The sequence below is a fragment of the Brenneria tiliae genome (assembly GCF_023347575.1).
Classification (GTDB): Bacteria; Pseudomonadota; Gammaproteobacteria; order Enterobacterales; family Enterobacteriaceae; genus Brenneria; species Brenneria corticis.
The window spans coordinates 144933-163803 of sequence record NZ_JAKPCB010000091.1 but is presented as its reverse complement, the minus strand read 5'-3'; the positions used below and the strand labels follow the sequence as shown (position 1 = coordinate 163803).

The 18871-nt window shown below is 55.2% G+C and carries 14 protein-coding genes and 1 pseudogene; 8 read left to right on the top strand and 7 right to left on the bottom strand.

Features of this window, described 5'->3' with window-relative positions; genetic code table 11:
• Positions 1 to 126: 126 nt before the first annotated feature.
• Positions 127 to 1119: pseudogene (locus MFP24_RS24375) on the top strand (RHS repeat-associated core domain-containing protein); the annotation flags it as partial.
• Complete coding sequence (locus MFP24_RS06175; protein WP_249229695.1) at positions 1116 to 1502, top strand: hypothetical protein; 387 nt, start codon at positions 1116 to 1118, stop codon at positions 1500 to 1502. The pseudogene MFP24_RS24375 and the gene MFP24_RS06175, both read left to right, overlap by 4 nt.
• A gap of 50 nt (positions 1503 to 1552) precedes the next feature.
• Here MFP24_RS06175 and MFP24_RS06170 read toward each other — a convergent pair whose 3' ends face one another.
• Complete coding sequence (locus MFP24_RS06170) at positions 1553 to 1780, bottom strand: SymE family type I addiction module toxin (protein ID WP_249229706.1); 228 nt, start codon at positions 1778 to 1780, stop codon at positions 1553 to 1555.
• 199 nt (positions 1781 to 1979) lie between these two features.
• Complete coding sequence (locus MFP24_RS06165; RefSeq protein WP_249229705.1) at positions 1980 to 3029, bottom strand: ABC transporter substrate-binding protein; 1050 nt, start codon at positions 3027 to 3029, stop codon at positions 1980 to 1982.
• A gap of 554 nt (positions 3030 to 3583) precedes the next feature.
• On the opposite strand from MFP24_RS06165, the gene MFP24_RS06160 reads away from it, so the two are divergent.
• The 4 genes from MFP24_RS06160 (at position 3584) to MFP24_RS06145 (ending at position 9949) form a co-directional block, all read left to right on the top strand.
• Positions 3584 to 4882, top strand: coding sequence for an O-acetylhomoserine aminocarboxypropyltransferase/cysteine synthase family protein (locus MFP24_RS06160; RefSeq protein WP_249229694.1), 1299 nt, complete (start codon positions 3584 to 3586; stop codon positions 4880 to 4882).
• Between the two features lie 11 nt (positions 4883 to 4893).
• The gene (locus MFP24_RS06155) at positions 4894 to 5448 is read left to right on the top strand and encodes a YbaK/EbsC family protein (protein WP_249229693.1); all 555 of its coding nucleotides are present in this window, start codon (positions 4894 to 4896) and stop codon (positions 5446 to 5448) included.
• A gap of 230 nt (positions 5449 to 5678) precedes the next feature.
• Positions 5679 to 7871 (top strand): ferric-rhodotorulic acid/ferric-coprogen receptor FhuE, encoded by a 2193-nt coding sequence (gene fhuE / locus MFP24_RS06150; RefSeq protein ID WP_249229692.1) that lies wholly within the window; start codon positions 5679 to 5681, stop codon positions 7869 to 7871.
• A gap of 287 nt (positions 7872 to 8158) precedes the next feature.
• Positions 8159 to 9949: a purple acid phosphatase family protein gene (locus tag MFP24_RS06145; protein ID WP_249229691.1), complete on the top strand. Its 1791-nt coding sequence runs from the start codon at positions 8159 to 8161 to the stop codon at positions 9947 to 9949.
• A 15-nt stretch (positions 9950 to 9964) separates the two neighbouring features.
• Here MFP24_RS06145 and MFP24_RS06140 read toward each other — a convergent pair whose 3' ends face one another.
• The 3 genes from MFP24_RS06140 to MFP24_RS06130 are packed head-to-tail and all read right to left on the bottom strand — an operon-like array spanning position 9965 to position 12944.
• The gene (locus MFP24_RS06140) at positions 9965 to 11470 is read right to left on the bottom strand and encodes a tripartite tricarboxylate transporter permease (RefSeq protein WP_249229690.1); all 1506 of its coding nucleotides are present in this window, start codon (positions 11468 to 11470) and stop codon (positions 9965 to 9967) included.
• 11 nt (positions 11471 to 11481) lie between these two features.
• Positions 11482 to 11919: a tripartite tricarboxylate transporter TctB family protein gene (locus tag MFP24_RS06135; RefSeq protein WP_249229689.1), complete on the bottom strand. Its 438-nt coding sequence runs from the start codon at positions 11917 to 11919 to the stop codon at positions 11482 to 11484.
• A 20-nt stretch (positions 11920 to 11939) separates the two neighbouring features.
• Positions 11940 to 12944, bottom strand: a complete 1005-nt coding sequence (locus tag MFP24_RS06130; protein WP_249229688.1) for a tripartite tricarboxylate transporter substrate binding protein — start codon at positions 12942 to 12944, stop codon at positions 11940 to 11942.
• Between the two features lie 486 nt (positions 12945 to 13430).
• Between MFP24_RS06130 and MFP24_RS06125 the strand changes: the two genes are divergently transcribed.
• Positions 13431 to 14756, top strand: a complete 1326-nt coding sequence (locus MFP24_RS06125) for an MmgE/PrpD family protein (RefSeq protein ID WP_249229687.1) — start codon at positions 13431 to 13433, stop codon at positions 14754 to 14756.
• A 20-nt stretch (positions 14757 to 14776) separates the two neighbouring features.
• Here MFP24_RS06125 and MFP24_RS06120 read toward each other — a convergent pair whose 3' ends face one another.
• Positions 14777 to 16303, bottom strand: a complete 1527-nt coding sequence (locus MFP24_RS06120; RefSeq protein ID WP_249229686.1) for an MFS transporter — start codon at positions 16301 to 16303, stop codon at positions 14777 to 14779.
• 29 nt (positions 16304 to 16332) lie between these two features.
• Entirely contained in the window at positions 16333 to 17541 is a 1209-nt protein-coding gene (locus MFP24_RS06115) for an aspartate transaminase (protein ID WP_249229685.1), read from the bottom strand.
• A gap of 305 nt (positions 17542 to 17846) precedes the next feature.
• Between MFP24_RS06115 and nac the strand changes: the two genes are divergently transcribed.
• On the top strand, positions 17847 to 18767 hold the full coding sequence (gene nac / locus MFP24_RS06110; protein ID WP_136167409.1) for a nitrogen assimilation transcriptional regulator NAC: 921 nt from the start codon (positions 17847 to 17849) through the stop codon (positions 18765 to 18767).
• The last annotated feature ends 104 nt before the right edge of the window (positions 18768 to 18871 follow it).

Genomic DNA, 18871 nt, shown 5'->3' with positions numbered 1-18871 from the left:
TGGTCAACCTCATGCCGTCAATGGCAGCGGGTCGAGGTGGTGATGTTGAATCCAGATAAGCCAGAAACTGGGCTGAAAACGGCAGCATAAAAACGAATAAGGGTGTCAACTTCGTTGACAGCTACCGATACCGAGCACCGACTGACCGACGTGGTGAGCCAGACGCGCATGCGCAACGCGCCGCAGATTCACGTCAGTTTCCGTTACGACCCGCTGGGGCGGCGCATCAGCAAAACCCGCTGGCAGACGCTGCACGGCCAGCCGCAGGGGAAAACCGTCACCACCCGTTTTATCTGGGAAGGCTTCCGGCTGTTGCAGGAAATCCAGGACCAGGTGCCGCTGACGTATGTGTATACCGACCCGGGCAGCTATGAGCCGCTGGCGCGCATCGACGGCGTCGCCTCCCCCGAAATATTCTGGTTCCACTGCCAGCCCAACGGCACGCCGGAGCGGCTGACGGACGCCGAAGGACGTCTACGCTGGGAGGGTCAGAACGGCGCCTGGGGAAAACTGCTGAGAGAAACCTCGCTTCAGGGACCGGGCTTCGCCCAGAACCTGCGCATGCAGGGCCAGTATCTGGACCGCGAAACCGGACTGCACTATAATCTGTTCCGTTACTACGATCCGGACAGCGGACGGTTTACGACGCAGGATCCAATAGGGCTGGCGGGGGGATTAAATACCTACGCTTATGCGCCGAATCCGCTGACTTGGATCGATCCGTTGGGGTTGAGTAAATGTGATGGCTCCAGACCAACTAAGCGTTTGCCGCCACATGTTGAAGGTGAATATTTATATAGAGGGATTCATCGCGGCCATCCAGACGAAGCTAATGCTATCAGAGGACGTGTATCTCCCGGTAATCCGAAGTCAAAAATCTCTGAAGAAGAGCACAATACTGGTGAAGTATCAGCGAACAGTCCCTTTACGTCATGGACAAGAGATCCTGATATTGCCAGAAAATTTGCTAAGGAGGACGGCGTGATCTTGAGAGTCAAGACTGGTGCACCTAAAGAAGGAGCCAGTTGGTCATGGGCATGGTCACCAGATAAATACTACGAGCAAGAAGTCCTGCTTAGAGGACCTCGAAGCGGAGATATTGAGGTGTTTTTGCCATGACAAAAAATACTCGTGAACAATTAATCCTGCAGTCCTTATCACCAAATCTGTTACGGAAATATATTGTATTTGATGATGTCAATAGTTTGCATTTGACAAAGAAAGATCGCAATAGATCGATTGAGGAAATGGATATTCATATTGAAAATGTTAGAAAAAATGGAGATAACATTATTGGCTACCCTTTACTGAAAAAAAATCTTGAAAACAGCACAGATAAAAACATTCATATTCTAAGTGGTTACGATAAAAAGTATGGCTTTGATTTATATTTAGATGAATCAAAATCACGAGTTATCGGTATTGCAATAATAAAACTTAGAACAAAAAGTGAAGAAGAAATAAAATGGGAAAGGGAAAAATTAGGTATTAAACATCCTTGACTTAAAGCCGGAAGCGATCTAAATGATCCTTCCGGCTTTTTTATTATCGATCAGTCACTACCTGTAATCCCCGCCAGATCCAGCCCGCCGGGAAAGCGGTTGAGCCAGTCGGCGGCGGCGCGTTCATCGAACGGTTCCCGGCTTAATCCTTCCAGACAGTGCCACAGCACCCGAATATCCTGCACGGTAATGACAATGCAGCCCGGCATCACACGCAGCTTGAGCGGCTGCCCGGTGCTGAACCCGGCTTCCTGTAGCCACTTGCCGCTGATGGTAATGGCTGACCGGAACCTGGGGAACGGGGACCATTTATCGTTTGCAGCCTTAGCCGCTGAGAAATACCGGGAGCGCCACAAATAAAAGCGCCTTATCTTTGTGTTTCCTGGCATGCTGTTTCCCGGCTGTAGCCAAAAAACTGCCAATAAATAGCTCTACAAGCCCCCGCCTACAGGCGGGGCACCAGCCGCAATTGCGCAATCAGGCAAAGACGTTGGCATAGATACTCTCCGCAAATTGATGAGGATCTATGCCGGATTGAATCACCTGCACCAGCTGTAAGTCACTGACGTACTGTGCAATCTCATTGACAAAGGCCTTACCCACTGCATGGTGGGCGTGGCTCTGGCCGCGGAGAATGCCGGTTACTTCCTTTACGCTGGAATTCAGCGCATGGGCCATAAAGGCATGGGCGACGCTTTCAGGATGTTCGGCCGCATAGCTGTGCGCATCGATAATGGCCTGAGTTACTGCGGCGGCGGCGGCTTTATTTTCACGAACGAGCGTGCCGCGGACTCCGACCACGCAGCAGCTTAAGTTGGCGTATTCCCCGGTCATATTGCTCGCCAGAAGTTGATATTTTCCGCTATCCAGTAAGCGATAACTAAAAGGCTCGCTACCGCTGATAGCGGCGATTTCCTGTCTATCCAAGGCGATACTTAATAAGTCGGGGGGATAAACCGTCCATTGCACGTCGGCCAGCGGATCGATGCCGCGTCGTTTGAGTAAAATGGAAAAGAAATTCTTATCCGGACCGGCCATATTGGTTACGCCAATCGTCTGACCTTTAAGTTTCTCCAGGCTGGTAAACGGGGAATTTTTTGCAGTAATCAAATTCAGGCATCCGCCATGGGTGCCGGCGGTGAGTTTAACGTCAAATCCCTGCTCCAGGGCTTTTAACCAGCGCAAAGCCATGCCGATGGCCGCATCGGCTTTACCCGTCGATATTGATTCTAAAAGCATGTCAGTCGAGTTGCCAAAATTGACGTACTCAACGTCCAGATTGTATTTACTGAAAAAGTTCTGCTGTTGGGCTATGGCAACGGGAGCAATACATACCGCATTCTGGTTGATGGCCAGCTTGAGCTTATAGGGCTCGGGCAGGCGCAGAGCGTTAGTGTCCGCCTGAGAATGAGTGCCACTATCGTGGGCAAAGATATGCGGTGAAATGCCCGCCAGCACCGGAGCGGCCAGCAGACTTCCCCCCATGCCGAGAAATTTCCGGCGGGACAACGGCGCGAAATATGTCATAACTCGTATCCTTTCATGTCTCATGTCTGAACGACGCTCAGCAAGACTTCCTAGCGCGGCGCCTTGATATGTTTTGCCCGCCGAGCCATATCTTTAGCTGTTTGACTATAAGCGGCGCGGCATCAATACCCTATACGCTAAAACCCGCCGGTTAAAATTCGTTTTTATCATATATTAATGTGCATACGGGCTATATTAATCTCAATGCCTTATTATTTATATATTTAACAGCAGATGCATGGGGAAATCTTCGCTAAACGACCTGTGAAATTAGCGTATTTAATTCCCCAGACATTGCCGCCATGATATGGAAAATCGCCCTGAAATAGTTTTTCAGGGCGATAAACTTTAATTTTATAACCAGCCTTAACGCTGGAGATAACCATTAATCGGGGCATGTTAATTTAACGTCAAAATTAATTACCCAGGTAATAATATTTACCGACAAAAACACATAGTACGAAAATAACAATAAATATCCTTTTTAATCAGTTAACAAATACCGCCGCCTATGTTGTTCTGATTTCCTCACTCTTCTTAATAGCGAACATCATATGGCATCCTTAAAATTTGAAACCTTGCAACTTCACGCCGGGCAAGAGCCGGATCCCACTACCGGCGCACGGGCCGTGCCTATCTACCAGACGACGTCATACGCTTTTGAGAATGCCCAGCAGGGCGCGGACCGGTTTGCGCTGCGGGAATTCGGCAATATCTATACCAGGATCCAAAATCCCACCACCGACGTTTTTGAAAAGCGCATAGCCGCCCTGGAAGGCGGCGTTGCCGCACTGGCGGTGGCCTCCGGTCAGGCCGCGCAATTCATTGCGTTGAACAATATCCTGCAGGCCGGCGATAATTTCGTCACATCGCCTTCATTGTACGGCGGCACCTATGCTCAATTTAATCATTCATTCAAGCGATTAGGTATAGAAGCCCGCTTTGCCAAAGACGACGACGTGGAAAGTTTCGCCAGCCTGATTGATGAAAACACCAAAGCCCTTTACCTGGAAACCATAGGCAATCCGCGTCTGGGCTTTCCTGATTTCGACCAGTTCGCCGAGTTGGCGCAAAAATATGACTTGCCTTTGGTGGTTGATAATACCTTTGCCGCCGGGGGGTATCTCTTTCGTCCGCTTGAGCATGGCGCGCACGTGGTGGTGGAGTCGGCCACCAAATGGATCGGAGGGCATGGCAACAGCATCGGCGGCGTGATCGTCGACGGCGGCAATTATCTCTGGGGTAACGGAAAATACCCGCAATTCTCAACGCCGTCGGAGGCTTATCATGGCCTGGTGTATAACGACGCTTTCGGCCCGGCCAGCGAGTTCGGCAATATTCAGTTTATTATCCGCGCCAGGGTCGAGGGCCTGCGCGATTTCGGCCCCAGCCTGTCGCCCTTTAACGCCTTCCTGCTATTGCAAGGGCTGGAAACGCTCTCCCTGCGTGTGGAGCGCCACGTTGATAACGCTCTGGAACTGGCCCGCTGGCTGGAAAAACATCCGGATGTGGAAAGCGTGAATTATCCGGGATTGCCCTCCAGCCCGGCGTACGATATTGCCCATAAATACCTGAAGAAGGGGTTTGGCGGCGTGCTCTCCTTTGAAATCAGCGGCGGCAAAGAGCGCGCCAGCCGTTTTATCAACAGCCTGCGGCTGATTACCCATCTGGCGAATGTGGGCGACGCCAAAAGCTTGATTATCCAGCCTTCGGCCACGACCCATCAACAGTTAAGCGATGAACAGCAAATATCCGCCGGCGTGACGCCGGCCGGGCTGCGGATCTCCGCAGGCATTGAGCATATCGATGATCTGAAGTCGGACATCGAACAGGCATTCAAGGCCAGCAAATAGCAGGCCCGTTTATGACGCAACATCACAACGAAGCGATAAAACAACTGGCGCAGTCCCACCATGAAGAATGGATCGACCCAGAACAGCTGCATGCTCAGATCCCCGCGCATGTCTTTCGACGGCTGGCGCATATACCGCTCAAGGCGTTTATCGTCGATAGCCTGGCGTCGGATACGCAGGTGTTCAGCGAACGCTACGGCTATCCCCTGGAACTGTGCGTCAATACGCTGGTACTGAAATATAAAAAACAGGGCGTTGTGGCGTATGCTTCTGCTATCTGCACCGGCGCCCGACGTCTGGACATCAACGGCGCCATCAAACAGCTGCTTGCCGCGCAACGCATCACCTTTGCCCGCACGGAGCAAACGACGGAGCTTACCGGGATGGTTCCCGGCGGGATTACCGTCTTCGGCCTGCCCAGCGACTGGCCCGTACTGATTGACAACGCCGTTTTACAGCAGCCCGTCGTCGTTATGGGCGGGGGCATTCGCGAGGTCAAACTACTGGTTCCCTCACCCGTGCTGGCCGCGCTCCCGAATGCGTTAACCGGTAATTTATCGCTCTAGGCCACGACTTGACGCGCCATCTCCCGCCCCGCCCCCCCCTTTGTTCTTTCAATCTAAAACACGATTTCAACACCACCCGAAACAGCGGTTTACAGGCGTAAACTTAATACGTATATTTCTCATTTGCACTTGCAAAAGCAATTATAAGCCAGATAACCAAATCTCATCATTTCAGTATCGGCATCGCATCGGTACTGAAATCTCCTCAAGCTTTTGATAAAGGGTAAATGATGTCTTTCACCAAACGTATTAAGGACAGGCTACGCCAGCCTGCCGCAGCGCCGTCATTGCTGGCCTCCTGCGTTCTTCTGGCACTGCTGCCTGCCGCCGGCTTCGCCGCAACCAATAACGCCGATGACACCCTGGTTGTTGAAGGGACAACGGATGATGCCGCTGACAGTCAGGAGCAGGGCTACAGCGTAAAAACCACTTCAGCCGGCACCAAGATGACGTTGGTTCAGCGCGATATTCCCCAGTCTGTCAGCATCGTCAGCCAGCAGCGCATGGATGATCAGAAACTCCAGACGCTGGGAGAGGTGATGGAATACACCACAGGGATTAGCAAAAACACCTCTGACTCCGAACGCAGCCTCTATTATTCGCGTGGTTTTCTAATTGATAACTACATGATTGACGGCATTCCCACCTATTTTGAATCCCGCTGGAATCTGGGTGACGCCCTCTCAGATACCGCACTGTATGATCGGGTGGAAGTAGTTCGAGGCGCTAATGGCTTGATGACGGGAACGGGTAACCCCTCCGCGGCCATCAATATGGTACGGAAACATGCCACCAGTCGTGAGTTTAAAGGCAATCTCTCCGCGGAATACGGTAGCTGGAGCAAACAACGCTATGTGGCCGATCTGCAAAGTCCGCTAACGGAAGATGGCAATGTCCGCGCCCGTATCGTGGCAGGGTATCAGGATAACGACTCCTGGCTTGACCGCTACAACAGCAAGAAAACCTTCTTCTCCGGCATTATCGATGCCGACCTGGGCGACACCACCAGTCTCTCTGCGGGGTACGAATATCAGCGTATTGATGTGAATAGCCCGACCTGGGGCGGCCTGCCGCGCTGGAATAGCGATGGCAGCCTGAGACATTATAACCGGGCGCGCAGCACTGCGCCGGACTGGGCTTACAACGATAAAGAATTCAATAAATTCTTCGTCACACTGAAACAGCAATTTGCCGATAACTGGCAAGCCACCCTGAACGCCTCCCATTCAGAAGCCAAGTTCGACAGCAAGATGATGTATCTGGATGCGATAGTCGACCAGGATAACGGGACCTTGGTGGGACCGTATGCCAGTTATGGCCCCGGCTATGATTATGTCGGGGGCACAGGTTGGAATAGCGGCAAGCGTAAGGTGGATGCGGTAGATCTTTTTACTGACGGAAGTTATGAGCTGTTTGGTCGCCAGCACACCCTGATGCTGGGAGGAAGTTACAGCAGACAAACCAACCGTTACCTGAGCAACTGGGCGAACATTTACCCTGACGAATTGGCGAGTTTCCCCGACTACAACGGTAATTTCCCGGAAACCAATTGGGGTCAACAGGACGTCGCCCAGGATGATAGAACGGTCATAAAATCGCTCTACGTAGCGACCCGCATTTCACTGGCCGATCCCCTGAACCTGATTATCGGCGCCCGGTACACTAACTGGCGTACCGATACCATGACGTACAGCATGGAGAAAAACCACACCTCGCCATACGCCGGATTGGTGTACGACATTGATGAAAACTGGTCGGCATACGCCAGCTATACCTCTATCTTCCAGCCGCAGAATTACCGCGATATCTCGGGCAGATACCTCGCGCCGATCACCGGCGACAACTATGAGGCAGGGCTGAAGTCCGATTGGATGAACAGCCGTCTGACCACCTCGTTGAGCGTATTCCGCATTGAACAGGATAACGTCGCAGAGAGCACCGGTATACCCATCCCCGGCAGCACCGATACCGCCTACCGGGGCGTCGACGGCACCGTGAGCAAAGGCGTGGAATTCGAGGTCAACGGCGCATTGACGGATAATTGGCAAATGACTTTCGGCGCCACGCGTTATGTCGCCAGGGATAGCGACAACAAAGCTGTGAACCCGCAGCTGCCGCGCACGACGGTAAAATTGTTCACCAGTTATCGTCTGCCGACGATGCCGGATCTGACCGTCGGAGGCGGAGTGAGCTGGCAGAACCGCGTGTATACGGATGTCTCTACCGCCAATGGCACCTGGCGTGCGGAACAAGGCAGTTATGCCGTGGTTGACCTGTTCAGCCGCTACCAGGTAACCAAAAACCTGTCGGTACAGGCGAACATTCACAACCTGTTCGACAAGACCTACGATGATAGCCTTTCCAGTACCTATGTTTACGGCGAACCACGCAACTTCTCGCTAAGCGCGTCATATAACTTCTGATTTAGCTGATAACGCCACTCAAGGAGGCCGCCGGCCTCCTTATTTCCCCAACGCCGCTATCGCCCCACCCAGCGCCCACGGGAGTGCCAAACAAGCGCATCCAGCGGATAAGATACCGCGCCGTTCGGTCCTATCATGATTATGTCACAAACGACTGTTATAACATCACACAAATGGCTGCGGAATAGCCGTGGGATGGCGCCAACCATTTATCTGGTCGGCTGAAAAACGGCACGAGCCATAGTCTGGGGATTACCGATAATATAGGGTTAACTCTTATGGGAAATATGCATAAATTAGCAAACGCCTTACCAAAGGCATTTATCTTTTCACTATTATTGAGCGGGATAAATATCAATATAGCTCAGGCCGCCGACGCGTCAGGCGATGTGGTGAAAAATACGCTGGTAGAAAATACCATTTTGCACAGAACAGACGCCATACAGAAAGTGGAATCCGACAACGGCAATATTGCAAAACCCAAAGTGGCTGAAATCAAAAAAAACAATCATCCGAATCGCATTACGTCAACGTTAAAAAGTAATACGCAAACCGGCAGAGCGTTTCACTGGTTCACTTCCGACCCCGCGGATAATCCGCTGGTTCTGGTATCGACAAAGGCCGATATGAGCCAGCCGTTGGCGTTTCTGGCCACCGCGCGTGAGGTCAACAGCCATTATCTGCAAAGAGACGCGGAAGGCTATTTTATTTATAAGAAGACAAAAAAGATAAATAATAACAATGAAGTCATCGGTTACTTTACCGATAAAAATAAAACGGACGTAAAATGGGAACCGGAAGACGAAGCAAAAAACCCGGATGAAAGCGTAGGCATCGATATTACCGCGGTAAAGGAAACGATTTATGACGCCGACGCTTCCGGTTTACAACCCGGTACGCTTTATTATTATCAGGTCGGGGCGAAAAATGGCGCATTAAGCGATATCGGAAAATTTAAAACCTCCGGCGGTGCCGATAAAGCAATAACATTTATTCAGTATACCGACACACAGAACGCCTACTGGAATGAGCACAAGAGAAATGAAGCGCAATTCGGCGCCGATACGCTCTTTCAGGCGCAAAAAATCGCGCCGCGTGCCGATTTCGTCTTGCATACGGGCGATTTCGTTGAAATTGCCGAAGCAGAAGATGAGTGGCTTGATCTTATGACCCGCTCGCAAAAAGGCTTTTTACAAATGAGCCTGGCCGTGGTTCCCGGCAATCATGACGAATACGCTCTGGACGAGAAAGAGCTGTTCCCCAAAAAATTCAACGAGCATTTCAATCTGGATAGCGCCGGAAAAATCGACGGGGGATCGTATTATTCCTTCGACTACAATAATGCGCACTTTATTGTGCTGAACACCAATGATTACAAAAACAAGGACAAGAAAGCATTAGGCGAGCAGCAGCTAGCCTGGTTAAGAGAAGATGTACAAAAAGCCAGAAAGAACGGCGCCAAATGGATTATTCTCAGTTACCATAAGCCGCTTTTCTCCAAGTCTTATCACTCCCTGGAAGATGAAGACGTGCAAAATGTACGCGATGACTTTATGCAGGCCATCGATGACCTGGATATCGATCTTGCCTTGCAGGGACACGACCATGTTTTCTCCAGAACCAAATCCTTGCAATATGCGCCCAAAACGGACAGTTTTGTCAACGCCAAAATCGATCACGCCGATTTCAGTTACGATGAAAACAATCACAAAATATTGCAATCGCCCAAGGGAACCACTTTTGTTATTCCCAATACCGGCGGAACCAAAGCGTATGATTCGCTATTCAATGAATCCCTGGAGCATATCCATAAAGTGCGTCCCAAACTTAATTGGCTGACGCAACAACAAGTCGAGCATTACAACAATCTGTTTGAAATCGGCTATCAGCCGCAGCGCTCCGCAAGATTCAAAAATAAACATGAAAATTATCGCGACAGCTCCGAGCAGAATTTCGCCACCTATACCATAGAGGGAAATAAGCTGACGGGCGCGGTCTACCAGGTCTCCGGCGATTTATCGAAGGGCGAGGCCAGACGGGTATTTCTGGTGGATAAATTCAGTATTGTGAAGGAATAAATTCAGCGCGCGCCGTCAGGCCTGTCCGCCCGCGGATAACCGCCGGGCGCGCCAAAACGGCATCGTCAGGCTCAGGATCAATGACAATAGCGTCATGATCAGGAATCCGAGGGCGATGGGGCTGGCGATAAAGACATGCATATCGCCGGCGGAGATGGTCAGGGCCTGACGAAACGACTGCTCCAGATTGCTTCCCAGCACCAGGGCCAGGATCATCGGCGCCAGGGGCACGTCAATCTTGCGCAACGCATAGCCCAAAATGCCGAATCCAAGGATCAGATAGAGATCAAACACGCTGGATTTGATGGCGTAGATGCCGATGCTCGCCACGGTAACGATGCCGGGCAGCAACAGGCCCGTCGGAATGTACAGCAGCCGGACGAACAAAAATACCAGCGGCAGATTGAGCAACAGCAGTACCAGGTTGCCGAGGTACATACTGTCCACCAGGCCCCAGACCAGCTGCGGATGCGATTGCATCAGCAGCGGTCCCGGCTGGATGCCGAACATAACGAACGCCCCAAGCAACAGCGCCGATGAACTGCTGCTCGGCACCCCCAGGGGCAACGGCACCAGGTGCCCGCCTACCGCGGCGTTATTGGCGGCCTCCGGCCCCGCCACCCCTTCGATCATCCCCTGGCCGAACCGCTCCGGCGTTTTACTCAGCGAACGTTCCAGGCTATAGGACAATACCGTGGCAATGGTCGCGCCGCCTCCCGGCAACAGCCCCTTGGCAAAACCGAGCAAGGTGCCGCGCAGGATCGGCATGCGGGAACGTCGCCACTCCTCTCTGGTCAGCCACAGGCTGCCGCGGATGGGCTGGATTTGCGCTTCGCCTTTCAAATGACGTTCGAAATTTATCAGCACTTCCGACAAGGCGAACAGGCCGACCGACGCCACCAGAAAAGGAACCCCCTCCTGTAATTCCGCTACGCCCCCGGTAAAACGCGGCATCCCGCTTTGTAAATCAATGCCGACCGTGGCGATAATCAGCCCCAGCACCATGGCAAACAGCCCGCGCGCCAGCGATTTTCCGCTTAGCGACGCCACCGCGCTCAGGGAAAACAGCAGCAGCGTAAAAAACTCCGCCGGCCCGATCCGCAGGGCGAACGCGGAAAACGGCACGGCGAAAAAACTCAATAGAACCACGGCGATAGTGCCGGCGATGCAGGAACCGATGGCCGATACGGCCAGCGCCGCGCCCCCGCGTCCCTGCCGCGCCATTTGGTGCCCGTCCAGCGCGGTCATTACCGAGGACGACTCGCCGGGGGTATTGATAAGAATAGAAGCGGTCGATCCGCCATACATCGCGCCATAATAGAGGCCGCAGAGCATAATCAGCGCTCCGGTGGGCTCCAGTCCGAAGGTGATCGGCAGCATCAGGGCGATGCCCGCGCTCGGCCCCAGCCCCGGCAGTACGCCGACGGCGGTGCCCAATAGGCAGCCGATCAGGACATACAACAGGTTTTCGGGTTGAAAAGCCACGCTAAAGCCATGCAGAATTTGCAGGTAGGTATCCATAGCCGCCTCATTCAGGAAAAGAGCCGCCCGGCGGGCAACGGCACGTTAAGGGCATATTTGAACAAATACCAGCTCGCCACCGAAAAGAGCAGCGCCGCCAGCATCGCGGGAAGACGTTTCGAGTGACACCATCCCATGGTAATCGCTAAAAACAGCAGGGTATCGAGAAGATAGCCAAGAGGTTCAAACGCCAGAAAGTACAGCGCGATGACCGCCACCGCCGCCAGCACCGGCTTCAGCGAGTCGGCGGCCGGGCGCCGCGCCGCGCTCTTTTTACGCCCCTCCAGCAGCAAAAGCAGCGCGCAAAGCAGCATGGCGATGCACAACAGGCCGGGAAAAAACCTGGGGCCGATAGGGTCGCCTATTCCCAGCAGGGGGATCTGCCGGATCCCCCAATAATAGACGGCGACGATAATGGCGGCGATTGCCGCGAGCAGGGTGCTAATCATAAATATACCGAATCATGCTTTTATTGAGCCGCCAGACCCAGCGTTGAGTACAGCGCCGTCAGGCGTTGCGCTTCGTCATCCAGCAGCCGGGTCGCCACCCGATGATCGCCATAACCCGCATCGATATATTCCTGCTGCAATTGGGCGTGCCAGGCCGGGGCCGAGGTGATTTGCCGCAGCGCCGCGTCCCAGAATCGCACCTGTGCGGGAGTCAGCCCCGGCGGCCCGATGACGATGCGCCAGCCGCTTACCACCACATCCGCCCCCTGCTCCCTCCAGGTGGGAACATCAGCCAGAACCCCGCCCAGCCGCGCTTCGGTCGCCGACGCCAGCACGCGCAGCCGCTGGGCCTGGACAAAAGGAACGATACTGGAAGGGGTAGTGATAACCACGTCGATATGGCCCCCCAGCGTGGCGGTCACCCCTTCCGCCGCAGAATTGAAGCTGACCGCCTTGATTTTATGGATATCGGCGCCGGCGGCGGCGGCCAGTTCCATCGCGGCGGCAAAGTTAACGGTGCCCACGCCGCTGGAAACGGAAAAAGAGACGCTGGAGGGATCCTGCCGCAGCCTGGCGATCAGATCCTTGCCATCCTTGATGGGCGAGTCGCTGCGTACGGCAAACAGGAAACGCTCGCTGAACAGCAGCGCCAGCGGGGTAAACTTTTTATAATCGATGGGGCTGCGGCCCAGTAATTTATTGGTGATAAAGGGAGTATTAACTACCTGGATGCTCTCCCCTCTGCCGGGCTGATTCAACAGGGCGTTCAACGCCAGCGCGTGTCCGCCGCCCGGACGATTCACCACCTCGCTGCCGGCGGGCGCCAATCCGGCGCTCTTCAGGCCGTCATTCACCATCCTGGCGGTACGATCCATAGAGCCGCCTGGGCCGACGCCCACAAGCACCTGAACGCTATGCGTCGGCCGCCAGTCATCGTTTTCAGCGCCGCGCGCCAGCGTTGAAAAAAATAACAGCATGGTTATAGGCAGGTATAAAACCGCCCCGTATAAAGGTATCGCTTTCATTGCCTATCCCTTTTAATAAATTATTTTCGCAAATGGATCTGGACGGCTATTGCAATAAAACGGCAAGCCAGCGGACCCTAACACCCGCCACAAGTTAAATAAAATGCATTATATTTATAAGTTAATATGCAAAAAGAAAATAATAAGCCTTTGGCAAGCGCTGCGACGTTAAGACTTATACGGGCTGAGGGAAAAACGGCCGTTCAACTTGTCATTAAAAACAGTTTTATTAATAAGTTAAATATTAATATGGCGATATTACGACTCGCATTTCCTGCCGGATATTAGCTTTAGCCGACGATAAAATCAGCGTTTATTAAGCAAACAGCTTAACTTAGCTGATATTATCATTAATACTATTCATATTAATCTGACGTAATATCATAATATTTCATAATTCTGCCGTTATCTGAATATGCGATTTACCGCAGCGGTAATTACGGTGGTGTACTGCGCCTCAGGCCAGCAATCGATAAAGGAAACGTTATGAGCGTCGCTATGCAATTCGCCCGCAATATCCAGCAATTTTATCGGCGAGCATTACCCGCTGAAACCTTCGAACGGGCGCGCTACGCCATAATCGATACCCTTGGCGTCACGCTGGCCGGCAGCCTGCAACCGGGCGCGCGTAAATTACGCGCGGTTATCGAACCCACCGCCGCCGCCGGCAATAGCCGGGTTTTCGGCACCGATTCGCGCCTGAATGCCCTGGACGCCGCATTACTGAACGGCATTGCCGCGCATATGCTGGATTTCGACGACTCCAATTCCCGGCTGCACGGCCATACATCGGTAGCCATACTGCCGGCGTTGCTGGCGCTGGCGGATGAGCGGCAAGCGCCCTCCGCCGCGGTGACGCAAGCCTATATTACCGGGTTTGAAGCCGCATCGCGCCTGGGCGACGCCGTTGGCCGCCATCAATATACCCACGGCTGGCACCCCACCACGACCATAGGCCTGTTCGCCGCCGTGGCGGCTTGTTCGGCGCTGCTGGAACTCGACGAGTCGCAAACGGCAACCGCGTTGTCAATCGCCACCGCGCTGGCCTGCGGCATCAAATCAAATTTTGGCAGCGAGACCAAACCCCTCGGAGTGGGCCACGCCAATCGCAACGCGCTGCTGGCCGTCAAGCTGGCGCAGCAGGATTTCAGCGCGGGGGAACAGGCGTTCGAGCATCATCATGGCTACTTCAAGGTATTTAACTCCGACGCGGAAAATTATGACGTTTCGCCCCTGGTTAGCCCCTGGGTCGGCGAGCCGGTGCTGCTGGATCGCGTTAAAGGCATCAAGCAGAAACGCTTCCCCTGCTGTTACGCCATTCTGCCGCCGCTGGACGGCGTTTTGTCCCTGCGCCATGAACATCAGCTGACGCCCGCGAGCATTGCCCGCATCATAATAGGCGTACACCCTATCCGCTTTCCGCATATTAACGTGCCGACGCCGGCAAGCCCGCTGGCCGCCAAGTTCAGCCTGCATTACTGCGTGGCGCGTACTCTGGAAAACGGCCAGCTGACGTTGGACGACTTTATCGATGAAAGCCGCTTCGCCCGGCCTGACACACAGCGGTTAATGCAGCGGGTAACGCTCTTTCAGTATCAGCGCGACAATATCGGCGGCGCCGAGGTGAGCATAGAAACCCATGACGGGCGGCTTTTAACCACCTATATCGACAGCGCCCAGGGATCGTCCTATAACAATCCGCTGCCGCCGTCGCTGAATAAGGAAAAATTCCTGCAATGCGCGACGCCGGCGCTTGGCGAAAGCGCCGCACTGGCACTCTATCACCGGTTAAACCAGGGGGATTTTGCCTGAAAAGCGCCAGGCGGCGCGCGTCAGGCCTCCCGCGCTCCCGGCGGCGAAACCAATACGATATTGGATAAGTGCCAGGTAATGCCCGCGGCAATCAGCGCAATGGCCGCGCACGCCGCCAGGCCGACGTCAACGGCATTGATCAACGCATGGCGGGCCGCCATCATCTCCCCCGCGCTCTCCTGCGCCGTCATCCCCAGCAGTTTGCCGGGGTCCGCCCAGCGCAGCCAGGCGCTTTCGCTGGTGGTACGCCGTAATAGCGCGTGGTAAAGCGTATTGAACAACAAACTGGTCGCCGCCGTGCCGAGCAGCCCGCCGACCAGACGAAATGATTGCAGCAATGCGGTGGCGATCCCCAGATGCTCGCCCGGCGCCAGCGTTTGGGTAAAAATGGTCAGGTTAAGCAGAATAAAGCCCAGCCCCACTCCGGCCATCAGCATCAGCAGCAGCAAACTGCGGAAACCGCCCTCCGCGCCGCAGAGCGCCAGCCCCAGACAGGCGGCGGCAAGCAGCAGGAACCCGCTCGTCGGCAACAGCGCCGGGTTGCGCAGCCGGGTGACGATGCGTCCGTTGATAATGGCGCCGACGGTTATGCTTACCCCCATCGGGGTGAGCAGTAAAGCCGCCTGCTGCGCGGAATAGCCATAGCCCCCCTGGAACAGCAGCGGCGTAAAGTAGAGCAAGGTGAACATTACGCCGCCCGCCAGCGTCGACAGGATAAACAGTTGGCGCAGCGTACCCGGGGCAAATAGGACGGGAGGCAGCAACGGCGATACGGCTCGCTTTTGCTGCCCGATCAGCGCCAGCAGAGCAAGGGCCGAGGCCGACAGCAAGGCGACGACCCCCGGCGTATTCATCCGCGTCGACAAACCGGTGACGCCCAGTTGCAGACAGCCGAGCAGCGCCATGACCAACAGCGCCCCCAGCCAGTCAAGACGAATCCCCTGCCGTTGCGACGGTTTGAAATAAGGCAGATAGCGCCAGGCAATAACCAACGCCGCCAGGCCGCAGGGCACGTTCAGATAGAATACCGCCCGCCAGCCGTAGTGTTCGGTCAGCACCCCGCCCAGCGTCGGCCCCAGCGCATTGACGATGCTGAACGCGGTACTGAGCAGAATTTGCCAGCGCAGCCGGCGGCGCATATCGGGGAAAAGTTCCGGGATGCAGGCAAACGCCGTGCCGATCAGCATGCCGCCGCCGACGCCCTGCAAGGCCCGCCAGACCACCAGCATCAGCATGCTGCCGGCCTGGGCGCACAGCAGCGAGGAAAGGGTAAATAGCAGCGTGGCGGCCACCACGAAATATTTGCGCCCGAAGTAATCCCCCAGCCGGCCGAAAATCGGCACCGTAACGATCGACGTCAGTAAATAGCCGGTCGCCAGCCAGGCATAGAGATCGAAGCCGCCAAGATCGGCCACGATATAGGGCATGGTGTTGCCGATAACGGTCTGGTCGAGCGCCGAGAGCATCAGCGTAAGCGACAGTCCCAGCATGGCCAGCAAAGCGCGGCGAAAACTTAACGGCGCGGGCGCCGCCGTTTTGCCCGTCATCGCGCTCCCCGTGGTTTCCGTCGCCTGGTTCACCGCAGCTGCGCGATGGCGCGCGCCATACGTTTGGCGCCTTCAAGCAGCGTGTCGATATCCGTGGCGATGGACAGGCGGAAGTACGGTGAAATGCCGTACGCCGCACCGGCCACCACGGCCACCCCTTCGCTCTCCAGCAGGTAGAGCACGACGTCGTTGTCGCTGGTCAGGGTTTCGCCCTGCGGCGTCCGACGTCCCAGAATGCCCGCGCAGTTGACATAGAGATAAAAAGCGCCGTCCGGCAACCGGCAGCTCAGACCGGGGATATCATTGACGGCCGCCGCCATCCGGTCGCGCCGCTGGCGATAGATTTCCCGGCTGCGCTCAATAAATTCGCTGCCGCTGGCCAGCGCCGCCAGCGCCGCCGCCTGGCTGACGGAACAGGCGTTGCTGGTCGACTGGGATTGCAGCGTTCCCATGGCGCTAATCAGCGCCTGAGGTCCCGCGGCGTAGCCGATGCGCCAGCCCGTCATGGCATAGGTTTTCGACACGCCGTTGACCACCAGCGTGCGGTCGGCCAGTGCGGGCTCCACCGCCAGCAGATGGGTGGGCGCGGCGCGGTCGAAACGGATGTGCTCGTAAATATCATCGGTCATGATCGCCAGCGTGGGGTGATCCAGTAACACGTCCGCCAGCGCCCGCAGCTCGGCCTCGGAATAGCTCGCGCCGCTGGGATTGCTGGGCGAATTCAGCAACAGCCAGCGGCAGTCGGGCGTAATGGCGGCGCGCAGTTGCTCCGCCGTCAGCTTAAAGCCGTGTTCTTCCTGGCAGGGGACGATCAGCGGTTCGCCGTCGCAGGCCAGTACCATATCGGGATAAGAGACCCAGAACGGCGCCGGAATCAATACCTTGTCGCCCGGCTCCAGCGTCGCGGCCAGCGCGTTGAAAATCGCGCTCTTGGCGCCGCAGGTGACGATAATATCGTCCGGCGCGAAATGCAGCCGGTTTTCCCGCCGGAACTTGTCGGCAATCGCCTGGCGCAGCGCCGGCGTGCCGTTATTCTGGGTATAGCGCGTCTCTCCCCGCTCTATCGCCGCGCAGGCCGCCTGGCGGATAACCTCCGGCGTATCGAAATCCGACTCGCCGGTCACCAGGTTGACGATGGATTTGCCCGCGCGGCGCAACGCGTTGGCGCGATCGGCCGCGGTACTGCTGGGCGAGGTTTTTATGCGGGTAATGCGTGAAGCGATGTGGATTGCACTCATAGCGAGCTCCTGATGCCGTATGGATGGAAAATACGGTAATGGAGAGGCTCGCCGCCACGCCAAGAGGAGTTTGTTCTGGTTCAATCGCGTTGGCTTATGGATAGGCCTCAGCGATAGCATAAATGCATCATCACCGTGCACGAGGAGAGTCGGCCGGCGCTGCCCGGCCGTTTATCCGGCTGACGAAAATAATTAATAACCTTTTATTTACAATAAGTTAAATAAAAACAGACTGCGAAGTGACAAACATTGGCTTAAGGATTGCTTGAGCGTGGATAAGGTCTTTTATAACGAGGGCGATCACCATGAATCTCAGGCGACTCAAGTATTTTGTAAAAATTGTCGATATCGGCAGTTTAACTCAGGCTGCTGACATTCTGCATATTGCCCAGCCGGCGTTAAGCCAGCAGCTCGCCACGCTGGAAAGCGAAGTGAAGCAGCAGTTGCTGATCCGCACCAAGCGCGGCGTCACGCCCACCGATGCCGGCAAGATCCTGTATACCCACGCCCAGGCGATCCTGCGTCAGTGCGAGCGGGCGCAAAACGCCATCGACGGCTCCGCATTGCAGCTCTCCGGCACGGTGTCCGTGGGGCTGGCGCCCGGTACGGCGGCGACCAATCTGGCCCTGCCGCTGTTTGAGGCGGTCAGGCAACAGCACCCCGGCATCCTGCTTTATTACAACGAAAACTTCGGCACCACGCTGAGCGAACTGATTATGAGCGGGCGTATGGATATGGCGGTGCTGTACGGCAACCGCGATATCCACGGTCTGTCGTTTATCCCGCTGATGAAAGAAGATCTCTATCTGGTCAGCAGCGGCCCGGAAATCCCCGCCGGCCATACCATCGAACTGGAACAGGTGGCGAAACAGGATCTGTTTCTGCCCCAGTCCTACAATTTTATGCGCAAAATCGTCAATGAGGCCTTTGCTTCGCGCGGCCTGGTGGGGCGGGTGGTGTGCGAAATCGAGTCCGCCACCACCCTGACGGCGGCGGTGGCCAGCGGCCATGGCGCCACCGTGCTGCCGGAATCCGCCGCGCGCGCCCTGCTGGCGCCGGCCGGAGCCTGGATGGCGAAAATCATCAACCCGGATATTCAGGCGCCGCTGTCATTCTGCGCGTCCGATCATCTGCCGCTTTCCCAGCCGGCGCAGGCGGTGAAAAACATACTGTTGTCGCTGATGGCGCAGCGTACGCCCGATAATCGCCCGCTGGCCCTGGCCTAGCGATGAATAATAAGTCTCCCTTATTACCACACAAGGAAACCCTCTTAGTGGAGCGTTAAACGGCACGTTACAGTGCCGCTATCACTCAGCAAAAGCCCTGCATC